Origin of the sequence: Sphingomonas cannabina (genome assembly GCF_021391395.1) — a bacterium.
Taxonomy (GTDB): domain Bacteria; phylum Pseudomonadota; class Alphaproteobacteria; order Sphingomonadales; family Sphingomonadaceae; genus Sphingomonas; species Sphingomonas cannabina.
The window spans coordinates 4,326,746-4,345,009 of record NZ_CP090059.1 but is presented as its reverse complement, the minus strand read 5'-3'; the positions used below and the strand labels follow the sequence as shown (position 1 = coordinate 4,345,009).

The following is an 18,264-nucleotide window of genomic DNA, read 5'->3' as shown; positions in this document are numbered from 1 at the left end:
GCCTTGTGATCGCCTTAAAAGTGCACATTTCCCGCCGGAACCTTGGGGGAAAGGGCATGCGGGCGCGGTTCGTGCGTCCGTGTTCGCATGGATGGAGTTGTGTCCGATGACCCGGAATGCTGCCGCCGCCGCTGCGGCGATCGCGCTTTCGATGCTTGCCCCGGCCGTGGCCGAGGCGGCCTGCGCCGGCCAGCCGGGCGGCGGAGCGATCCAGCTCGACGTGGTGGCGACCGACGTCCGCAACGGCGCCGGCGAAGTGGCGTTCACCGTCTACCCCGACGATTCGGGCCGCTTCCTCGCCAAGGGCGGCAAGCTGCTGCGCCAGCGCGTTCCGGCCGCCGCCGGGACGACGCGCGCCTGCTTCTGGCTGAAGCCCGGCTATTACGCCATCGCCATCTATCACGACGAGAACGGCGATCATGACTTCAACCGCACGCTGTTCTCGGTGAAGGAAGGTTTCGGCTTCTCCAACGATGCGCCGACGACGCTGGGCGTCCCGTCGTTCCGGGCGGTCCGCTTCCCGGTGTCGGCGGATCGCCGCACCGTCCGTATCAAGATGCGCTACAGCCGCTGACGTAGCGGGATTGGCGGCACCGGCCGCATTTTTTGCGGCGGACCGTTGTCAAATGACAACAAATTCCCATTTCGCGCCTTACTCGGGTCTCATTACGGCCCAATGAAACTAATGTGACGTATAGATGTCTGTGGAAACGGGGAACTGTTTTGCGCCAGTTTTTTGATCCGTTGCGGCAAAAGCCGGTGGCCGATACCGCGCCGAAGCTCGCCCGCACCCGGGGTGAGACGGGCGTGGTGCTGCCCTGGCCGGGCGGCGCGGCAGTCCGTGCCCGCCGGCTGCGCCCCGCGGACGAGATTCGCGCTGGCGTGATCGCCAATGCGCGGGCGCACCGCAACCACAAGAACGGCCTCCAGTTCGAGGGCACCGACGACGTATTCTACGCCTCGCCGCGCACGCGCGTCGCGCTCGAGCGGACGCTGGTCGACTTCGCGGCCGAGGGCGTCAACCTGCTGATCGTCGACGGCGGCGACGGCACCGTCCGCGACGTGATCACCGCGGCGGCCAAGGTGTTCGACGACATGCCGAAGCTCGCGGTGATCCCGTCGGGCAAGACCAATGCACTCGCCTACGACCTCGGCATCCCTGAGGAATGGACGGTGGAGGCGGCGCTGGAGGCGGCGCGTGCCGAGCGGTTCGCCACGCGCGCGCCGATCGAGATCGAGCGGATCGGCACGTCGGAGCCGGCATTGCGCGGCTTCCTGTTCGGTGCCGGCGGCTTCGTGCGCGCGACCGAGCTTGCCCAGCGCACGCACAAATGGGGCGCCTTCAACGGCGTCGCGGTCGGCTTGTCGCTCGCCTGGAGCATCGCGCAGACGCTGTTCGGCGGCGCCGGCAACGCCTGGCGCCGCGGCGATCGGATGCGCATCCGCCGCGAGGACGGGTTCGAGGTCGACCGCTCCTTCTACATCCTGTTCCTGTCGACGCTGGAGCGGATGCCGCTCGGCCTCAAGCCGTTCGGCCGGCCGCGCCCCGGCCTCAAGGGCCTCGCGGTCGACGCACCGCCCGCCAAGCCGCTGGTCGCCTTCGGGCCGCTGCTGATGGGGTCGGAGGCGGCTTGGCTCGACGACTGGGGCTATCACCGCGCCGATCCGGGGCCGTTCGAGCTGACGCTGGACGGCGATTTCGTGCTCGACGGCGAGCAGTATCGCGGCGGCGAGCTCGCGATCCGCGCCGGCGAGCCGCTGCAGTTCGCGGTGCCGTGAACGCGCCGCTCGTCGAGGTCATTGCCGAGGAGCTGAACGCTCCGGTCCCTGCCGAGGTGAGTGCCGCGGCGGCCGCACTTGCGCACAAGCCGGGCGTGCTGGCGGTGCTGTTCTACGGATCGGTGCTGCGGACCGGCGACTTCGACGGCGTGCTCGATTTCTACGTGCTGACCGACGGCATCCGGAGCCGCGGCCTGCGCGCGCTCGCCACGCGCTGGCTGTGGCCGGACGTGAGCTATGTGGAGACCCCGGTCGGCACACGGATGATCCGCGCCAAGGTGGCGACCATGCCGATCGACACCTTCCGCACCGCGGTCGAGGGCCGGTCGCTCGATACCACCATCTGGGCGCGCTTCACCCAGCCGGCCGCGCTCGTCTGGGCGGCGGACGCGGCGGTAGCGCGGCGGGTGATCGAGGCAGTGGCGGCGGCGGTGACGACCGCGGCGCGTTTCGCGGCCGTGCTGGGCCCCGAGAGCGGCGAAGCGGCCGATTATTGGAGCGCATTGTTCCGCCAGACCTACACCGCCGAGTTCCGCGTCGAGCGGCCCGGGCGCGAGCGTCAGATCCTCGCCTATCATCCCGAACGTTACGACAGGCTGCTGCCGCTCGCCTGGGATGCGGCAGGCATCGGTCACGCGCGCGATGGTGACGTGCTGGTGCCGTCGGTGCCGGCTACCATGCGCCGCGCGGTGACTCGCGCGTGGCGCGCCCGCCGGCGGGCCGGCAAGCCGCTCAATGTCGCGCGGCTGGTCAAGGCCGCCTTCACTTTCGAGGGCGCGACCCGCTACGCGCTGTGGAAGCTCGAGCGCCACACCGGCGTCCACTTGCCGCTGACGCCGTGGCGCGAGCGGCATCCGATCCTCGCCGCGCCCGGCGTGCTCTGGCGGGTGTGGCGCGGGACGCGTATATCGCCCGCACGATGAGCTTCAATGCGCTGGTGCTGGCCGGATCGCGCGGCGGTGCCGATCCGGTGGCGGACTATGCCGGCGTCTCCGACAAGGCGCTGATCCCGATCGGCGGCGAGACCATGCTCGCGCATGTGGTCGCTGCGCTGCGCGAGGCGGGGGCGGCGCGGATCGCGGTTTCGGCATCGGGCGATGCAGTGAAGGTCCATGCGACGGCGCTCGGCGCGGAAGTGCTTGAAGCGGCGGGTGGCCCTAGCCTCAGCACGCGGCAAGGACTCGACCAGCTCGGCGCCCCGCTCTTGGTGACGACCGCCGACCATGCGCTGCTCGAGCCGCAATGGGTGCGCCAGTTCCTGGACGACGTGCCCCCCGGCGCCGACGTCGCCGCGCTGCTCGCCCGTCGCGAGACGATCGAGCGGGACGCTGCCGGTACGAGGCGCACCTATCTGCGCTTCGCCGACGGTGAATGGTCCGGCTGCAACCTCTTCCATCTGGCGACCCCGGCGGCGGGGGCGGCGATCGACCTCTGGCAGACGGTGGAGCGCGACCGCAAGCGGCCGTGGCGGATCGTGCGGCGGCTGGGGGCGGGCATGCTGCTCCGCTACGTCACCGGGCGCCTGTCGCTCGCCGAGGCGCTGGCCCGGCTGGGCGCCGCCTGTGGCGTCCGCGCCTCGGTGGTGGAGGCACGCGACGGTCTGGCGGCGGTGGACGTCGACAAGCCCGCCGACCTCGATTTCGTCCGCGCGCTCAGGCGCTGAGGCGCTCCAGCGCGTCGAGGATCGGGCGCTGGCTCGGCAGGATCATCGCGCGCGCCTCGGCAAGGCTGAACCAGCCGGCGCGGTCGACCTCGGGAAATGCCTGGCGCCGGCCCGAGCGCGGCGGCCATTCGATCTCGAAGCCGTTGCTGCGGACTTCGGCGACGTCGAGATCGCCTTCGAGCGCGAAGGCCTCGACCCATTTGCCGCCGGCCTGGCGGATGCGGCACAGCGGCACCGGCGATCCGGCGGGGCGGATGCCGAGCTCCTCCTCGAACTCGCGCAATGCAGCCGCCGCGGGCGTCTCTCCGGCCTCGATCAGTCCCTTGGGGATCATCCACGCGCCTTCATGTCTGTTCGCCCAGAAGGGACCGCCGGGATGGATCAGCAGCACCTCCAGCCGCTCGCGCCTGCGCCACAGGAGGATGCCGGCGCTTTCCTGGGCCACGCGGTCATTCGCCGATGAGGTGAAGCGCGATCGACCGCCGGTGCGGCCGGCGGCGGTGCTCGAACAGGTAGATGCCCTGCCAGGTGCCGAGCGCCAGCCGCCCCTCGATCAGCGGGATCGCCAGCTGCACGCCAGTGAGCGCGGTCCTGAGGTGCGCGGGCATGTCGTCCGGCCCTTCGTCGTCATGTTCGTAGGCGGCCGGGTCCTCGGGCGCGATGCGGGCGAAATAGGCCTCCATGTCTCGCCGCACGGCCGGTGCGGCGTTCTCCTGGATCACGAGCGAGGCAGAGGTATGGCGGCAGAACAGCGTCAGCAGCCCCTCCCGCATCGCCGGTTCCCGGACCCAGCGCTCCACGACGCCGAGTCCCTGTCTCTCGGTGGCGACCTCGATCGTGCCCGTTCTCTGTTTCATCTTGCCTCCATCGCATGAATACCGCCGCTCGATCCATCGCATCGCCGCGATCCATCGTCTTGAAGCGCCGATCGCGCTGCCTACCTTTTCATCGCCGGGCGTCGATCCGGGCCCGGGCCTCGCGATCGAGGGCGTCGGGCGTTCTTCCGCACTCCCTCGCAATCGCAGATGCCGTGCCCCGGCGCGCGGCCTAATGGCTCTGCAAGGCATGAGGAGAGGATCATGGCGAGAGAATTGACACCCTGGGATCGCGAACGCGAGAGCCGCCAGCTCGGCAGCTACGGGCGCGAGTCGAGCCCGTTCTTCACGCTGCGCCGCGAGCTCGACCGGCTGTTCGACGACGTCTTCCGCGGCTGGAACCTGCCGGTGACCGGCGGCGAGCGTGGGCGCGGCTGGCCGTCGCTCGAGGTGAGCGAGACCGACAAGGAACTGCGCATCACCGCCGAGCTGCCGGGCATGACCGAGAAGGACGTCGACCTCGGCATCGAGGACGGCGTGCTCACCATCCGCGGCGAGCGGCGGCAGGAGGAAGGCGACCAGCCCCGCGGCTATACCGAACGCTATTACGGCAAATTCGAGCGCCGCCTGTCGCTGCCGCGTGGCATCGACGAGGACAAGGCCGAGGCGCGCTTCGAGCATGGCGTGCTGACGGTGACGCTGCCCAAGGGACCGGAGGCCGATCGCGGCCGCCGCATCCCGATCAACGCCGACACGCGGCACTGAGGCTCGGGGAGGCGCGCCCGCTCGCGCGGGCCTCCTCCTCCTTTTCAGGAGACCGACGATGGCGGACGTGATCGGCTGGAAACTCGACCGCGGCGAGCGCGCGGCGCTGCTGGCGCGTTTTCCGCCGCATTGGCCGGAGGTGGTGGCGGATCATGTGACGCTCCGGTCGGGCGCGGGCCCGGACGATCCGCTGCCCGAGCCGGCGACCGGCGAGATCGTCGGCATCGCCGACGACGGCGCCGGGGTGGAGGCGATGGCGGTGCGGATCGGCGGCACCGCCGACCGGCCCGACGGCGGCACCTATCACATTACCTGGTCGCTGGATCGCGGCCGAAAGGCGATCGAGAGCAACGACGTGCTGGCGAAACAGGGATGGACGCCCATTGCGGAGCCGGTGCCCGTCACGTTGCTTCCGGCCCGCTGGCCTGGCGGTTCTGCGCCGAAAGGTGCCTGATCTTCGTTTCCCCGCAGTACCGGAGTTGTTCCTCGGCCGGCGATAAGGCATAATGTAACCGTTTCCAGAACCCGGCAGTGCCGGGACGATAACCGCGGATACATGGATCCCGATCGGTCCGGCCGCGTTCTGGAGCGTCGGAGGAGACATGCCTGTTCACGCGCGTTTCACTGTTCGTGCCGTGCTCCTGCTGGGCGCGGCGGTCCTGCCGATAGCACCTGCGTTCGCGCAGGCCGAACCCGCCACCCCGGCGCCGACCCCGACTCCCGCCCCGGCCGCTCCGCCCCAGGCTGGCGCCCAGCCCCAGGCGGCTGCTCCCGCCTCGTCCGCGGATCCGCAGGACTATACGCAGGACATCGTCGTCACCGGCCAGACTTCTCGCGACCGTCCGCTGATCACCTCCTCGGCCGACATCACCTTCGCCACGCGCGAGGACCTCGACCGCCGCGCGCCGCGCTCGACCGCCGACATGCTCGAGCTGGTCCCCGGCATCTTCGTCGAAGGGACGGCGGGCGAGGTCTCCAACAACTATTCGGTCCGCGGCCTCCAGGGCGGCGGCCAGCGCTTCGTCCAGCTCGAGGAGGACGGGATGCCCGTGCTCTACCAGGGCGGCGGCGCCGATTTCTTCTTCGCGCAGGACCTCACCATCGACCGGCTGGAGGCGGTGAAGGGCGGCTCGTCGGGCGTGCTGACGGTCAACGGCGCGGGCGCGACGATCAACTTCATCTCGCGCAAGCCCAACTTCAAGGAGGCGGAGGGCATCGCCAAGGTCACCGCCTACGACTACGGCCTGAAGCGCGCCGACCTCTATTATTCCGCGCCGATCGCCGACAACCTCGCCTTCAGCGTCGGCGGCTATTTCCAGAGCAGCCCGGGCGTGCGCAAGAACCCGTTCGACTATGACGGCTATCGCGTGAAGGCGATGCTCGAATATCGCTTCGACGACGGGGGATATGTCCGGCTGACCGGCAAGATCGGCGACCTCAAGACCGCCTATTACGCCGGCATGCCCTATGCCTACAACAACGGCGATCCCGACGGGGTGCCGGGGCTCGACCCGCAGAAGGACAATATCGGCGGCGACGCCTTCTCCCGCATCTCGGTGCCGGTATCGAGCTTCGTCGACAGCGACGGCTTCCGCGACTTCCGGTACACTGAGGGCGTGCGCAGCAAGACCAAGCAGCTCCGCATCGACTTCGAGAAGCCGGTCGCCGACGGGCTCGAGCTGTTCGCCCATAGCCGTTATCTCGATCTCAGCTACGACTTCAATGGCCTCTTCCCCGGATCGGGCACGGGCAACGGCGGCCTCGCCAGCGCGGTCGACTATCTGACGCCGGAGTCTTCGCCGCTCGATCGGGTGAGCGTCATAAACGACATCAGCTTCCTCGATCGCGGGCTGGCCGCCTTCCCCGCGGCCGCGCGTCTCGGCATCAAGAACCTGCGGACCGGGGAGGTCATCGGGGCGAACCAGACCGATGCGCTGAACGCATTGAACGGCAACGGCTTCCTCCAGCAGACCGTGCTCAACCACGATTATCTGAAGGGCCACGACTTCGGCCTGAACGTCGGCGCGCGCTGGGAGATGGAGAGCGGGTCGTTCAAGAACTCGCTGACATTCGGCGTCCAATATTACGACGTCAGCCGCAAGCAGAACCAGTCGGCGGTCGGGACGGTGGTCAACGACGTCCGCAACAACAGCGACATCTACGACATCGTCGCGCTCGACGCGAACAACAACGTCGTCGGCACGTTGAGCGACAACGGCCTCATCTCCTACGGCGACTGGGGCGTCGGCATCCGCGAGCGCGACGACAAGTCCTTCTCGCTCTACGCCAACGACGAGCTGCAGATCGGCGACAATCTCCACCTGGACGCGGGCGTGCGCTGGGAAAGCGACTCCGCGGTGTTCCGCGACGGCCGCGCCGCCGCGGTCAACCCGCCGCCGCCGTCCGGCGCAGGCGTCGTCCTTCCCGCGCCGGGCTCGACCTGGGACGGCACGTTCAACGTGACGCGCCGCACGCAGGAGAAGGTCGCCTGGACGGTCGGCGCCAACTACCGCATCACGCCCAACCTCGCCGTCTATGCGCGCTATGCGCTCGGCTTCCAGACCAACAACACCGATCCGATCACCGAGATCGAGCTCTACGAGGCCGGCGTGCGCTACCAGCTCGGCCGTTTCGTCAGTGCCTCGGCGACGGTGTTCCGCACCAACTTCAACGACCAGTTCTACAATTTCATCAGCCCGACCGACCCGACCCGGCAGGATAGCTTCCTGGCGGACCTCAGGACCACCGGCGTCGAGGTCGACGTCGCGGTGCGGCCGGTCAACTGGTTCTCCGTCGACTTCGCCGGCGTGTTCCAGAAGCCCAAGCTGCAGAACCTGACGCTGAACGGCGTGGCGCAGCCGACCTACAGCGGCAACCGGCCCGAGCGCACGCCGTCGACGCTCTACACGATCACCCCGACCTTCAAGCTGCCGGGCGGCCTCGGCGAGGTCTATGCGCGCTACAAATATATCGGGAAGATCTTCGCCGATTCGGGCAACGGCGTCGCGCTGCCCGGCTATGGCGTGACGGGGGCGGGCATCAGCCTCAACATCACCGAGCGGCTGCAGGTGAGCTTCGATGCCGACAACATCTTCAACGTGATGGGCCTGACCGAGGGCAACCCGCGCCAGGGCCAGACGCAGAACGCGGATTCGGGCTTCTTCTACGCCCGCGGCATCGTCGGGCCGACCTATGGCGGCACGGTGACGCTGAAATTCTGATGGGGAGGCAGGCGCGGGGAGCCGCGGGAAGAGTTAGGGCCGGAGTGGGCCTGGGGCTGGTGGCGGGGCTGTGCCTGATCGCGGCAGGCGATTCCGGCATGGCCTCGCCCCCACAGGCGAGCGGCACGCCCGAGCTCAGCTATCAATTGACCGAGGGGCAGAACCTCAACGCCTTCGTCCGCGACGGCCAGGTCGCCGCGCACCTGCTGCTGCGCTCGGGAGCCGACCCGCGCATCCTCGTCGCCTTCCCGGCAGGGAACAGTGGCGTGGGCCTCTGGTTCGACCGCGTGGCGGCGCCGGCGAGCTGGCGGCTGGAGCGCACTCCCGAGCCGGTGACGCTGGCCGACGGCCGCGGCCGCCCGCTCTACGGCATCCGCGCGACGGCGAGCGTCACCGCGCCGCGGCTGACGGTGAAGCAGGCGGTGCTCTCCAACGTTCGCTTCCTGCGCGACTATCAGGCGATCGGCAAGTTCCCGCCCGAGGTCGCGGCGCCGATGCGTAGCGAGGGGAACCGCATCCTCTACGCCCGCGACCGGCTCGACGGCGCGCCGGGCTACCAGCTCGAGCTCAACGTGCTGGAGGGGCGGGTCGACGGCGGCACGATCACCGCCGCGCCGGGCGGCCGCATCCGCCTGGAGATCGTCGCGGCAAGCGGCGACACGCCGCTGACCGGCCTCACCCTGCCCGAGCTGCTCAACGACCGCGCCGCCGACGATCCGGCCGCGCGCGACGCGCTGCATTTCCTGAGCTACCGCGAGAAGTTCCTCGCCGGATCGTGGCGCTTCGACACCTATTTCGGCCGCGACACGCTGATGTCGGTGCGGCTGCTGATGCCGGTGCTCCAGCCGGCCGCGGTCGAGGCCGGGCTCGGTGCGGTGCTGGCCCGGCTCAACGACCAGGGCGAGGTCGCGCACGAGGAGGGCCTGTCCGAATTCGCCGTCGTCGAGCATCGCCGCAACGGCGGCAGCGGCGACGTGCCGACCCTCGACTATGCGATGATCGACGACGACTTCATGCTCGCGCCGGTGGCGGCAAGCTATCTCCTCGATCATGCCAAACCCGACCCGGCCCGCGCCTTCCTCGCCCGCGACGTCCCCAGCGCGGCGAAGCCCGGCACCGCCGAGCCCGCGGGCAAGGCGCTGGTGCGCAACCTGCGCTATGTGCTCGACCAGGCGCGCCCCTTCGCCGACGCCCCCAAGATCGCGAACCTCGTGTCGCTGAAGCGCGGCCGGATGACCGGCGAATGGCGCGACAGCGAGGAGGGGCTGGGGCGCGGCCGCTATCCCTTCGACGTCAATGCGGTGTTCGTGCCCGCCGCGCTCGATGCGATCGACCGCCTCGCCCGCGCCGGGTTGCTCGACGCCTATCTCGCCGCCGACGACCGCGCCGCCTTCGCGCGGGCGCGGGGGATGGCCGAGGCATGGCGCAGCCGCGCGCCCGCGCTGTTCCGGGTCTCGGTCCCGGCCGTCACCGCGGCGGCGAGCATCCGCGACTATGCCGCGCGCGCCGGCGTCCCCGCCCGGCCGGCGCTGGCCGCGCTGGGATCGGCGCCGCTCACCTTCCATGCCATCTCGCTCGACGAAAAGGGCGCGCCGGTGCCGATCGTCAATTCCGACGAGGGCTTCGCATTGCTGTTCGGCGATCCCTCGGCGGCCGATCTCGACACCTTTGTCGGCGCGATCATGCGGCCGTTCCCGGCCGGGCTGATGACCGACGTCGGCCTGCTCGTCGCCAATCCGGCGCTGGCGGGGAGCGAGGTGCAGGCGCGCTTCACTCCCGCCGCCTATCACGGGACGGTGGTGTGGTCGTGGCAGCAGGCGCTGCTCGCCGCCGGGCTCGAGCGTCAGCTCGCGCGGCGCGACCTGCCGGCGGCGACGCGGACGCGGCTCGCGGACGCGCAGGCCCGGCTGTGGCGCGCCATCTCCGCGACGCGCGCGGTGCAGAGCTCGGAGCTCTGGTCCTGGACCTATGAAGGCGGCCGCTACCGCGTGGTGCCGTTCGGCGCTGGCAAGCAGGACGTCGACGAATCGAACGCCGCACAGCTGTGGAGCACGGTCTATCTTGCGGTGCGGCCGCCTGCTTCTCTTCGTTAGAGCGGTTTGCGGAAAACCTACCCCACCTTCGTCACCCCGGACTTGTTCCCGGGTCCACCGGGCGACCAAGCATTGGTTTCAAGGTTCGAGCTGGAACCTCGACGCCGGTCTCTGTGGAGAAGTGGATGCCGGAACACGTCCGGCATGACATTTCGGATTTATGGCAGGCCGGTCAGAAGCGGTAGGCCAGGAACAGCCCGCCCGTCCACTGATCGTCCGACCCGCGCAGGCGGACCAGCGGCGCGTCCTTGGCGTCGTTGAGCAGACGGGAGTAGCCCCCGATCGCGGAGACCACCCAGTGGCGGCTCAGCTGATAGTTGAGGTTCAGCCCGGCGCCGACGTCCTTGATGCCGCTCTCGGCCCGGTAGACGGGCAGCCCGCTCGCCACCGACTGGGTGGGGGAGACGCTGAAATAGCTGCTCATATATTTGCGGTCGGCCCAGCTCGTGCGCGCACTGACCGAGGCATTGAGCCGCTCGGCCAGGTCGAAGCGGAGGCCCGCCTCGCCCTCGACGACCACGCCGTCGTGGCCGCCCGCCACGTCCTTGCCTCCCGCCACGCGCAGGAAGGCGTTGCCGTACTCGATCGCGAGCGCGCCGCCGACCTCGATGGCCAGGTCGACGTCGCCGAGCCCCCTCAGGTCGGCATTGCGGTCCTCCGGCCGGTCGCGGCGGAAGCGCGCCATCGGGCCGATGTTGATCTTGAGGTCGTCGCTGGGCTTGAGCCGGACCAGGTTGACGCCGAGCTCCGGCCCGCGGACGTAGAAGAGGTCGCGATAGCTGATCGAGATCGCGGGGAAGGGGAGGAGGTCGTGATCGTCCGATCCCTCATAGTCGGGCGTATAGATCGCGCCGGCGCCGACCGTCACCTGCCAGTCGCCGCCCTCCTGCGACTGCGCCTGTGCCCGGGCCTCGCCCGCCGCGGACGCGGTGGCGACGGGCACCGCGAGCAGGAGGAACGCATGGCGCCATGCCGGGCGCGAGGGGGAGGCGGGACGCGTTGCGTACATGGGGAGGCTCCGTCGGTTGGTGCCCTGCGCCTATACGTCGCGCACGCCGGTCCGGGATTTCCCGGAGGTGTCGAGATATTTCAGATTGTTACGGATGCAGACTCGGTTCCGGCGCCACGCTAAGGCTCCTGAAATGGCCCGCCAGGAACAGCCGCATATCCTGATCGTCGACGACGACCGCCAGATCCGCACGATGCTGGCGCGCTATCTCGGCGACAACGGCCTGCGCGTGACCAGCGCCGCCGACGGCCGCCAGATGGGCGAGCTCACTGGCCGCTACCGGTTCGACGTGGTCGTGCTCGACGTGATGATGCCGGGCGACGATGGCTTCACCCTGTGCCAGCGCCTGCGCGCCACCAGCACCGTGCCGATCATCCTGCTGACCGCGCGCGGCGACGACACCGACCGCGTGATCGGGCTGGAGCTCGGCGCCGATGATTATGTGCCCAAGCCCTTCAACCCGCGCGAGCTGCTCGCCCGCATCCGCGCCGCCCTCCGCCGCGCCGCGATGAGCGCCGCGCCGCCGCGCGAGCACGCCGCCGGCCGCGTCCGCTTCGCCGGCTGGACACTCGACACCGGCCGGCGCACCCTGATCTCGCCGGCCGGCTCGCTGGTCGAGCTCACCACGGGCGAGTTCGACCTGCTGGTCGCCCTCGTCCAGCATCCGCAGCAGGTGCTGAGTCGCGACCAGCTGCTCGACTATGTCCACGGCCGCTCGAGCCTCAACATCGACCGCAGCATCGACGTGCAGGTGAGCCGCCTGCGCCGCAAGGTCGAGGCCGATCCGCAGGCGCCGGCGCTGATCAAGACCGTGCGCAACGGCGGCTATTTCTTCTCCGCCGCGGTCGAGCCGGACGTGGCGGCGTGAAGCTGAAGCTCTCGATACGCCTGGCGATCGCCATCGTGCTGGCGGTGACGGCCTCTTTCCTGTTCGATCAGGTGCTGCGCGTGCTGATCCCGCCGTCGCCGGTCTTCGTGGTCCAGCGGTCGTGGCTCGTCGATGCCGTCGTCCAGGCCCGTGACGGCTCCCTCGGCACGGACCGGTCGCGCTTCTTCGACATCGCGTCCTATCCGGAACCGCCCTTCCCGCAAGGCGGCAAGGCCGCGCAATTCGCCGACGACTTCCGGTCCTCGCTGGCACGCGCGCTGCGCAGGAGCGAAGCCGATGTCCGCGTCCGGGCGGACACGTTCAGCGACGTGCTCTGGGAACGTTCGCCCAGCACCCCGACGGGGATCATTCCCACAATGCCGACCCTCCTGGGAAGGACCGATATCCCGACCCGCGACGGCGCGGTGCTCGGCCGGCTGGAGATCGCCGTGCGCCAGGGCGGCGGGCACTGGCTGGTCATCCGCCCGCACCAGACCCGCGACACCCTCTCGCACTATCTCCGCAATGCGCTGGAGAGCGCCGGCAATCTGCTCATCCTCGCGGTTTTCTCGATCTGGATGGCGCGGAGCATCGCCGTGCCACTCGGCCGCCTCGCCAGCGCGGCGGAGCGGTTGGGGCGGGAGCGCGAGCCGACGCTGATCACCGGGATGCGCCTGCCCGAATTCGCGGCGATCGCCGACACGTTCAACGCGATGCAGCTGCGGCTCAAGCGCTACGTCGACGAGCGGGTGCAGATGCTCGCCGCCATCTCGCACGACCTCAGGACGCCGCTCACGCGCCTGCGCCTGCTCGCCGAATATGTCCCCGACGAGGAGCAGCGCACCCAGCTCAAGTCCAACGTCACCGAGATGGAGACGATGGTCGCCGACGCGCTCGCCTTCATGCGTGGCGAGGCGCGGCGCGAGCCGATGGAGGCGGTCGATCTCGCCTCGCTGCTGATCAGCCTTGCCGATACTTGCAAGGACATGGGCGAGGACGTCGCCTATGAGGGGCCCGATCACTTCGACATCCGCTGCCGCCCGGGGGCGATGCGGCGCGTGTTCGACAATCTGGTCGCCAATGGCTGCCGCTACGGCGGCAGCGTGCGGATCGCGCTCCGCGGCGCGGGGGAACGCGTCGTGATCGACGTGAGCGATCCCGGCCCCGGCATCGCGCCCGAGGATGCCGAGCGCGCCTTCGCGCCGTTCGAGCGGCTCGATAGCTCGCGCAGCCGCGAGACCGGCGGCACCGGCCTCGGCCTGTCGATCAGCCGCGACATCGTGCGCGACCATGGCGGCGAGATCGCCTTCGACCGCGCGGGCGGCCGCTTCACCGTCCGCGTCGCGCTACCCGCCGGGGCGAGGCCGATCGCGGCGGTTCATGATGATCCGATCAGCTCGGCCAAAGCCTTGTCGTGACCGGGCTGCGCGGCGGCCGCCTGCGCGACCGCCTCGCTGATCCGGCGGAGCTGCGTGCGGTTGACCTCCGCGTCGATCGTATCGGCGACGGGATGATAGCCCTCGGCCAGGATGCCCTGGCCGTTCAGCACCGCGAGCCAGCTCGCGTCGCGGAACAGCTCGTCGGCGCCGATCATCAGGCGGCCGGAGCGGCGGTATTGCTCCTCGCGCTCCACCAGCGTCTCCGGCAGCGCCATGTGCTGGCAGTGCGCCCACAGCGGCTCGGACCGGCCCTCGGTGGCATGATAGTGGAGGATCAGCAGGTCCTTGATATTGTCCATGTCGGCGGTGAACAGCGCGTCGAACCGTGCCGCCAGGGCAGGGTCGCAACCGCGGTCCGGAAACAGCGAGAGCAGCTTGGCGATGCCGCTCTGGATGAGGTGGATGCTGGTCGATTCGAGCGGTTCGAGGAACCCCGCGGACAGGCCGATCGCGACGACGTTGCCGATCCATGCGCACCGCCGCCGCCCCGCGGTGAAGCGCAGGAAGCGCGGCTCGGCCAGCGGCTCGCCGTCGAGGTTGGCGAGCAATGTCGCGGCCGCCTCATCGTCGCCCAGGAACGCGCTGGCGTAGACATGGCCGTTGCCGGTGCGGTGCTGCAGCGGGATGCGCCATTGCCACCCCGCAGGCCGCGCGGTGGATCGCGTGTAGGGTGTCGTCTCGGCGATACGCGCTGAGGGAACCGCGACCGCGCGGTCGCAGGGCAGCCAGTGCGACCAGTCGTCGTAGCCGGCCTGCATCTCGCCCTCGATCAGCAGCGCGCGGAAGCCCGAGCAGTCGACGAACAGCTCGCCCGCCAGCCGGTCGCCGCGCTCGGTGGTCAGCGCGGTGACGAAGCCGGTCTCGGGATGCCGCTCGACCGTGGCGAGCTTGCCCTCGACGCGTACCACGCCGGCCGCCTCCGCCAGCGCGCGCAGGTGGCGCGCATAGAGGCTGGCGTCGAAATGATACGCATAGCCGAGCGTCGACAGGATCGAGCGCGGATCGCTCGCCGGCTTGGCGAAACGGTTCTCCAGCGCGAGCCGCGTCGCGAGGGAGAAGGCGGAGAGCGGCAGGTCGAGCCCTTCCGCCCGCGCCTTGAGCCAGCGGTGATGGAAGGCGACGCCTGGCAACGGCACGCCATATTGGCCGAACGGGTGGAGGTAGCGATGGCCGGGCCGCGTCCAGTCGACGAACTCGATGCCGAGTTTGAACGTCGCCCTGGTCGCACGGAGGAAGGCGGGCTCGTCGAGGCCAATCAGCTGGTTGAACCAGTGGATCGTCGGGATCGTCGCCTCGCCGACGCCGACGATGCCGATCTCGTCCGATTCGAGCAGCGTGACGGAGAGATGGCGGCCGAACGTCCGGGCCAGCGCGGTCGCGGCCATCCACCCCGCCGTGCCGCCGCCGAGGATCACGACCCGGCCGATCCGCTCCTCTCCGTCCGGTCCGGTCCGCGAACCCATGGGCCTACCTGTCGTCACGCCTAAGGCTCATCCTGCCCCATAATCGGCTCCGACATCCAGCCCGGCTTTCAGGCCGTGACCACCTCCGCCGGCGCGCCGTTCACGCGCACCCGGTCGAGCGTCAGGTTGCGTACGCCGCGGGCGATCAGCTTCGCCCGCTCGGGATCGAGCAGCGTCACGTCGATGTCGCGCAGCGTGATGTCCGAGATCGCGGTGGTGGCATTGCCCGAGATGTTGCCGAAGCCGCGCGTGGTGCCGCGCACGTCCTCGATCACCACGTCGCGGATGATCGCGCCGGGCGGCCGCGCCGGCACCTTGGTGCCGTGGGTGAGGCGCGCGTTGACGATCAGCCCGATCGGAGGATCGCCGGCGCCGAAGTTCGGATCGGTCATGCCGTAGAACACTTCGCCGTTATGCCAGCGCGCGAAAGGGGTCGGTGCCGGTGAGAGGCGGATGCCGCGCACGCGGAGCCTCTCATAGACCTGCCCCGGCGTGTCGGGACGCACCTTGAACCGGATCGTCGGCATGTCGCCGAGGTTGGTGATCCGCTCGACCTTCACATCGCGGATGATCGTCCCGTTGGTGCCATAGGTGACGCAGCCGAGTCCGGCTTCGAATACGCAGTCGTGGATGTGGATACGTTCGACCGGCGGCGCCTCGGCGTAGGCGGCGGCGCCGGGGCCCTGCGTGCCCTTGAGCGCGATGCAATCGTCGTCGACCGAAAAGCGGCAGTGACGGATGGTGACGTCCTGGCAGCTGTCGACGTCGATGCCGTCGCTGCTCGGCGCGCGGATGTGATGCGGAACCTCGAAGCGCGCGTCCTCCACCACCGCGCGCCGGCAGCGGTAGAGGTGCAGGTTCCAGAAGGCGGCGTCCTTGAAGGTGACGCCGCTGACCAGCACGTCGTCGCAATCCTGGATGAAACAGATCTGTGGGAAGTGATAATAGACCCGCCGCCCCTCGACGCTTTCCTCGGGCGTCTGGAAGAAGCGCCGCCAGAAGGGTTCGCCATGGCCGTCGAGCGTGCCGGGCCCGACGATCCTGAGGCCGTGGTTGCCCCGCGCGTTGAGCAGTGCCATCCGCAGCGCTTCGGGATAAGCCTCGACGAAGCGGCGCAGGACGAGCGGATAGTCTGCGAGATTGGGTGAACCCTTGAGCACCGCGCCCTTGCGCAGCTCCAGCCCGACTCCCGGCTTCAGCACGATCGAGCCGCTGACGAAGACGCCCGCCGGCACCACGATCATGCCGCCGCCCGCCGCGGCGCAGGCGTCGATCGCCTTCTGGATCGCGCGGGTGTTCACCGTCCGGCCGTCGGGAATCGCGCCGTAGCGGCGGATGTCGAACAGGCGGCCGGCCCGGGCAGGGGCCGACAGCCCCGGCATCGCAAGAGCCAGGCTCAGCGCCGGCGCCTGCCCCAGAAGCTCCCGTCGCGATTGCGTCATCGGATTCCCCTCCGTTGCCTCTCTTAGTGCACTGATATAGTAGATACTTGAATAGATATGCCAACGGGATAAGCGATGAGAGAGGTGCGGGTCGAGTTCGAACGACGGACGATGATTCTCGGCCTGTCCGCGGCGTTGGCTACATCGCCGGCGCTCGCTACGGCTGCGGGCGTTCACGGGTCGGTCCACGACGTGCGACACTATGGCGCGCGCGGGGACGGCCGCAGCATCGACAGCCCGGCGATCAACCGCGCCATCCGCAACGCCAGCCGCGCCGGCGGCGGGACGGTGCTGGTGCCGGCGGGGCGCTATCTCTGCTTCTCGATCCGGCTGCTCGACAACGTGACGCTGCTGCTCGCGACCGGATCGGTGATCGAGGCGGCGGACCCCGCTGTGCATGGTGCCCGCTACGACCCGCCCGAGAACGACCTCGAGGAGCAGTTTCAGGACTTCGGGATCACCCATGTCCACAACAGCCTGATCTACGGCGACGGCGCATCCAACATCGCGATCATCGGCCGCGGGATGCTGCATGGCGTAGGGCTCGACCGCGAGGGGCCGGGTGACCGCTGGCACGGGCGGCCCGGCTGGCAGTCGCCCGCCGCGCTCGGGCTCAGCCCGCGCGAGGCGCGGCTCCGCGATCCCAAGGAGCAGGCGGCGGTAGGGCGCGCCAACAAGACGATCGGCCTGATGCGCTGCCGCAATGTGCGGCTGCGCGACTTCACCATCCTTCAGGGCGGCCATTTCGGCGTGATCGCCCACGGCGTCACCAACATGGCAATCGAGGGCCTGACCGTCGACACCGACCGCGACGGCATTGACATTGACTGCTGCCGCGACGTGCGCGTGACCGGCTGCGTGGTCAACGCGCCCAAGGACGACGCGATCGTGCTCAAGAGCAGCTATGCCCTCGGCCGCAAGGTCGCGTGCGAGGACGTGACCGTCTCCGGCTGCAGGACGATGGGCTATGCGATGGGCTCGCTGCTCGACGGCAGCTATCGCCCGTCCGACTATCGCGCGCCGGACAAGATCGGCGTGCTCGGCCGCATCAAGCTCGGCACCGAGAGCAACGGCGGCTTCCGCAACATCCGGATCGTCGACTGCACCTGCGAGAACAGCCGCGGCATCCTGATGGGCGTGGTCGACGGCGGCACGCTGGAGGACGTACTCGTCTCCGGCATCATCATGCGCGACCCGGTCAATCATCCGCTGTTCGTCCGCCAGGCCGCGCGCCTTCGCGCTCCGGCGGGGACGCCGGTCGGCCAATGCCGCCGGATCAGGTTCAGCGACATCACCATATCCGGGGCCGATCCCCGCTTCCCCTGCGGCGTCGCCGGCATCGCCGACGCGCCGGTCGAGGACGTGAGCTTCACCGACATCGACGTCACCCACCGCGGCGGCGGCACCGCCGCGGATGCGGCGCGCGTGCCGCCCGACCGGCGCGAGACCAGCCTGGAGGTCAGCTTCATGGGCCCGCTGCCGGCACTCGGCCTGTTCGCGCGGCATGCCCGGCGCCTCGCGCTCAGGAACGCGACCTTCCGTGCCGAGGCGCCGGATGCGCGGCCCGCCGTGGTGCTCGACGACGTCAGGGGCGCGATCGTCGACGGCCTGATCTCTCCTCATACGCGCGAAGGAGCCGTCGCCGCGCAGAACAGCAGCGATATCGCGATCGGCGATGTCCACAGCTTCGCATAAGGGTGACGTCGA

16 protein-coding genes are annotated in these 18,264 nt (G+C 69.7%); 11 read left to right on the top strand and 5 right to left on the bottom strand.

From position 1 onward, the window contains the following. Nucleotides 1–106: 106 nt before the first annotated feature. The 4 genes from LZK98_RS20265 (at nt 107) to LZK98_RS20250 (ending at nt 3,442) form a co-directional block, all read left to right on the top strand. A complete protein-coding gene (locus LZK98_RS20265; protein ID WP_233784312.1) occupies nt 107–574 on the top strand; it encodes a DUF2141 domain-containing protein in 468 nt (155 codons plus the stop codon). 185 nt (nt 575–759) lie between these two features. Then, nucleotides 760–1,779, top strand: coding sequence for an acylglycerol kinase family protein (locus tag LZK98_RS20260; RefSeq protein ID WP_233784311.1), 1,020 nt, complete (start codon nt 760–762; stop codon nt 1,777–1,779). Then, on the top strand, nt 1,776–2,702 hold the full coding sequence (locus LZK98_RS20255; protein WP_233784310.1) for a hypothetical protein: 927 nt from the start codon (nt 1,776–1,778) through the stop codon (nt 2,700–2,702). The genes LZK98_RS20260 and LZK98_RS20255 overlap by 4 nt, the downstream gene beginning before the upstream one ends. Beyond that, entirely contained in the window at nt 2,669–3,442 is a 774-nt protein-coding gene (locus tag LZK98_RS20250; protein ID WP_319937519.1) for a nucleotidyltransferase family protein, read from the top strand. The genes LZK98_RS20255 and LZK98_RS20250 overlap by 34 nt, the downstream gene beginning before the upstream one ends. Here the strand turns inward: LZK98_RS20250 and LZK98_RS20245 are convergent. Both LZK98_RS20245 and LZK98_RS20240 read right to left on the bottom strand, forming a co-directional pair. After that, on the bottom strand, nt 3,432–3,887 hold the full coding sequence (locus LZK98_RS20245; protein ID WP_233784309.1) for an NUDIX domain-containing protein: 456 nt from the start codon (nt 3,885–3,887) through the stop codon (nt 3,432–3,434). The genes LZK98_RS20250 and LZK98_RS20245 overlap by 11 nt on opposite strands. Before the next feature lie 4 nt (nt 3,888–3,891). Continuing rightward, entirely contained in the window at nt 3,892–4,299 is a 408-nt protein-coding gene (locus LZK98_RS20240) for a secondary thiamine-phosphate synthase enzyme YjbQ (RefSeq protein WP_233784308.1), read from the bottom strand. A 222-nt stretch (nt 4,300–4,521) separates the two neighbouring features. On the opposite strand from LZK98_RS20240, the gene LZK98_RS20235 reads away from it, so the two are divergent. From LZK98_RS20235 to LZK98_RS20220, 4 genes are all read left to right on the top strand, one after another. Then, entirely contained in the window at nt 4,522–5,022 is a 501-nt protein-coding gene (locus LZK98_RS20235; RefSeq protein ID WP_233784307.1) for an Hsp20/alpha crystallin family protein, read from the top strand. Nucleotides 5,023–5,080: 58 nt separating this feature from the next. After that, complete coding sequence (locus tag LZK98_RS20230) at nt 5,081–5,476, top strand: hypothetical protein (RefSeq protein ID WP_233784306.1); 396 nt, start codon at nt 5,081–5,083, stop codon at nt 5,474–5,476. 148 nt (nt 5,477–5,624) lie between these two features. Beyond that, nucleotides 5,625–8,243 carry a TonB-dependent receptor gene (locus LZK98_RS20225; protein WP_233784305.1) on the top strand — a complete coding sequence of 873 codons (2,619 nt, stop codon included), beginning with the start codon at nt 5,625–5,627 and terminating at the stop codon, nt 8,241–8,243. 98 nt (nt 8,244–8,341) lie between these two features. Continuing rightward, nucleotides 8,342–10,336, top strand: coding sequence for a hypothetical protein (locus LZK98_RS20220; RefSeq protein WP_233784304.1), 1,995 nt, complete (start codon nt 8,342–8,344; stop codon nt 10,334–10,336). 172 nt (nt 10,337–10,508) lie between these two features. On the opposite strand, the gene LZK98_RS20215 is transcribed toward LZK98_RS20220, so the two are convergent. Continuing rightward, nucleotides 10,509–11,345, bottom strand: coding sequence for a MipA/OmpV family protein (locus LZK98_RS20215; RefSeq protein ID WP_233784303.1), 837 nt, complete (start codon nt 11,343–11,345; stop codon nt 10,509–10,511). A 133-nt stretch (nt 11,346–11,478) separates the two neighbouring features. Here LZK98_RS20215 and LZK98_RS20210 point away from each other — a divergent pair, with 133 nt between their 5' ends. Continuing rightward, on the top strand, nt 11,479–12,213 hold the full coding sequence (locus LZK98_RS20210; RefSeq protein ID WP_233784302.1) for a response regulator: 735 nt from the start codon (nt 11,479–11,481) through the stop codon (nt 12,211–12,213). Beyond that, a complete protein-coding gene (locus LZK98_RS20205) occupies nt 12,210–13,631 on the top strand; it encodes a sensor histidine kinase (RefSeq protein WP_233784301.1) in 1,422 nt (473 codons plus the stop codon). Before LZK98_RS20210 ends, LZK98_RS20205 begins: the two co-directional genes overlap by 4 nt. On the opposite strand, the gene LZK98_RS20200 is transcribed toward LZK98_RS20205, so the two are convergent. Beyond that, nucleotides 13,592–15,115, bottom strand: coding sequence for a tryptophan halogenase family protein (locus LZK98_RS20200; protein ID WP_233784300.1), 1,524 nt, complete (start codon nt 15,113–15,115; stop codon nt 13,592–13,594). The genes LZK98_RS20205 and LZK98_RS20200 overlap by 40 nt on opposite strands. Before the next feature lie 68 nt (nt 15,116–15,183). Further along, the gene (locus LZK98_RS20195; RefSeq protein ID WP_233784299.1) at nt 15,184–16,557 is read right to left on the bottom strand and encodes a glycoside hydrolase family 28 protein; all 1,374 of its coding nucleotides are present in this window, start codon (nt 16,555–16,557) and stop codon (nt 15,184–15,186) included. A 75-nt stretch (nt 16,558–16,632) separates the two neighbouring features. Between LZK98_RS20195 and LZK98_RS20190 the strand changes: the two genes are divergently transcribed. Continuing rightward, nucleotides 16,633–18,252, top strand: coding sequence for a rhamnogalacturonidase (locus LZK98_RS20190; RefSeq protein ID WP_233784298.1), 1,620 nt, complete (start codon nt 16,633–16,635; stop codon nt 18,250–18,252). Nucleotides 18,253–18,264: the final 12 nt, after the last annotated feature.

Excerpts from the sequence above, each read along its gene's own strand:
- LZK98_RS20215 (WP_233784303.1), bottom strand. The coding sequence starts at position 11,345 with ATGTACGCAACGCGTCCCGCCTCCCCCTCGCGCCCGGCATGGCGCCAT.
- LZK98_RS20210 (WP_233784302.1), top strand. The coding sequence starts at position 11,479 with ATGGCCCGCCAGGAACAGCCGCATATCCTGATCGTCGACGACGACCGC.
- LZK98_RS20230 (WP_233784306.1), top strand. The coding sequence starts at position 5,081 with ATGGCGGACGTGATCGGCTGGAAACTCGACCGCGGCGAGCGCGCGGCG.
- LZK98_RS20190 (WP_233784298.1), top strand. The coding sequence starts at position 16,633 with ATGAGAGAGGTGCGGGTCGAGTTCGAACGACGGACGATGATTCTCGGC.
- LZK98_RS20200 (WP_233784300.1), bottom strand. The coding sequence starts at position 15,115 with ATGGGTTCGCGGACCGGACCGGACGGAGAGGAGCGGATCGGCCGGGTC.
- LZK98_RS20265 (WP_233784312.1), top strand. The coding sequence starts at position 107 with ATGACCCGGAATGCTGCCGCCGCCGCTGCGGCGATCGCGCTTTCGATG.
- LZK98_RS20240 (WP_233784308.1), bottom strand. The coding sequence starts at position 4,299 with ATGAAACAGAGAACGGGCACGATCGAGGTCGCCACCGAGAGACAGGGA.
- LZK98_RS20235 (WP_233784307.1), top strand. The coding sequence starts at position 4,522 with ATGGCGAGAGAATTGACACCCTGGGATCGCGAACGCGAGAGCCGCCAG.
- LZK98_RS20195 (WP_233784299.1), bottom strand. The coding sequence starts at position 16,557 with ATGACGCAATCGCGACGGGAGCTTCTGGGGCAGGCGCCGGCGCTGAGC.
- LZK98_RS20225 (WP_233784305.1), top strand. The coding sequence starts at position 5,625 with ATGCCTGTTCACGCGCGTTTCACTGTTCGTGCCGTGCTCCTGCTGGGC.
- LZK98_RS20220 (WP_233784304.1), top strand. The coding sequence starts at position 8,342 with ATGGCCTCGCCCCCACAGGCGAGCGGCACGCCCGAGCTCAGCTATCAA.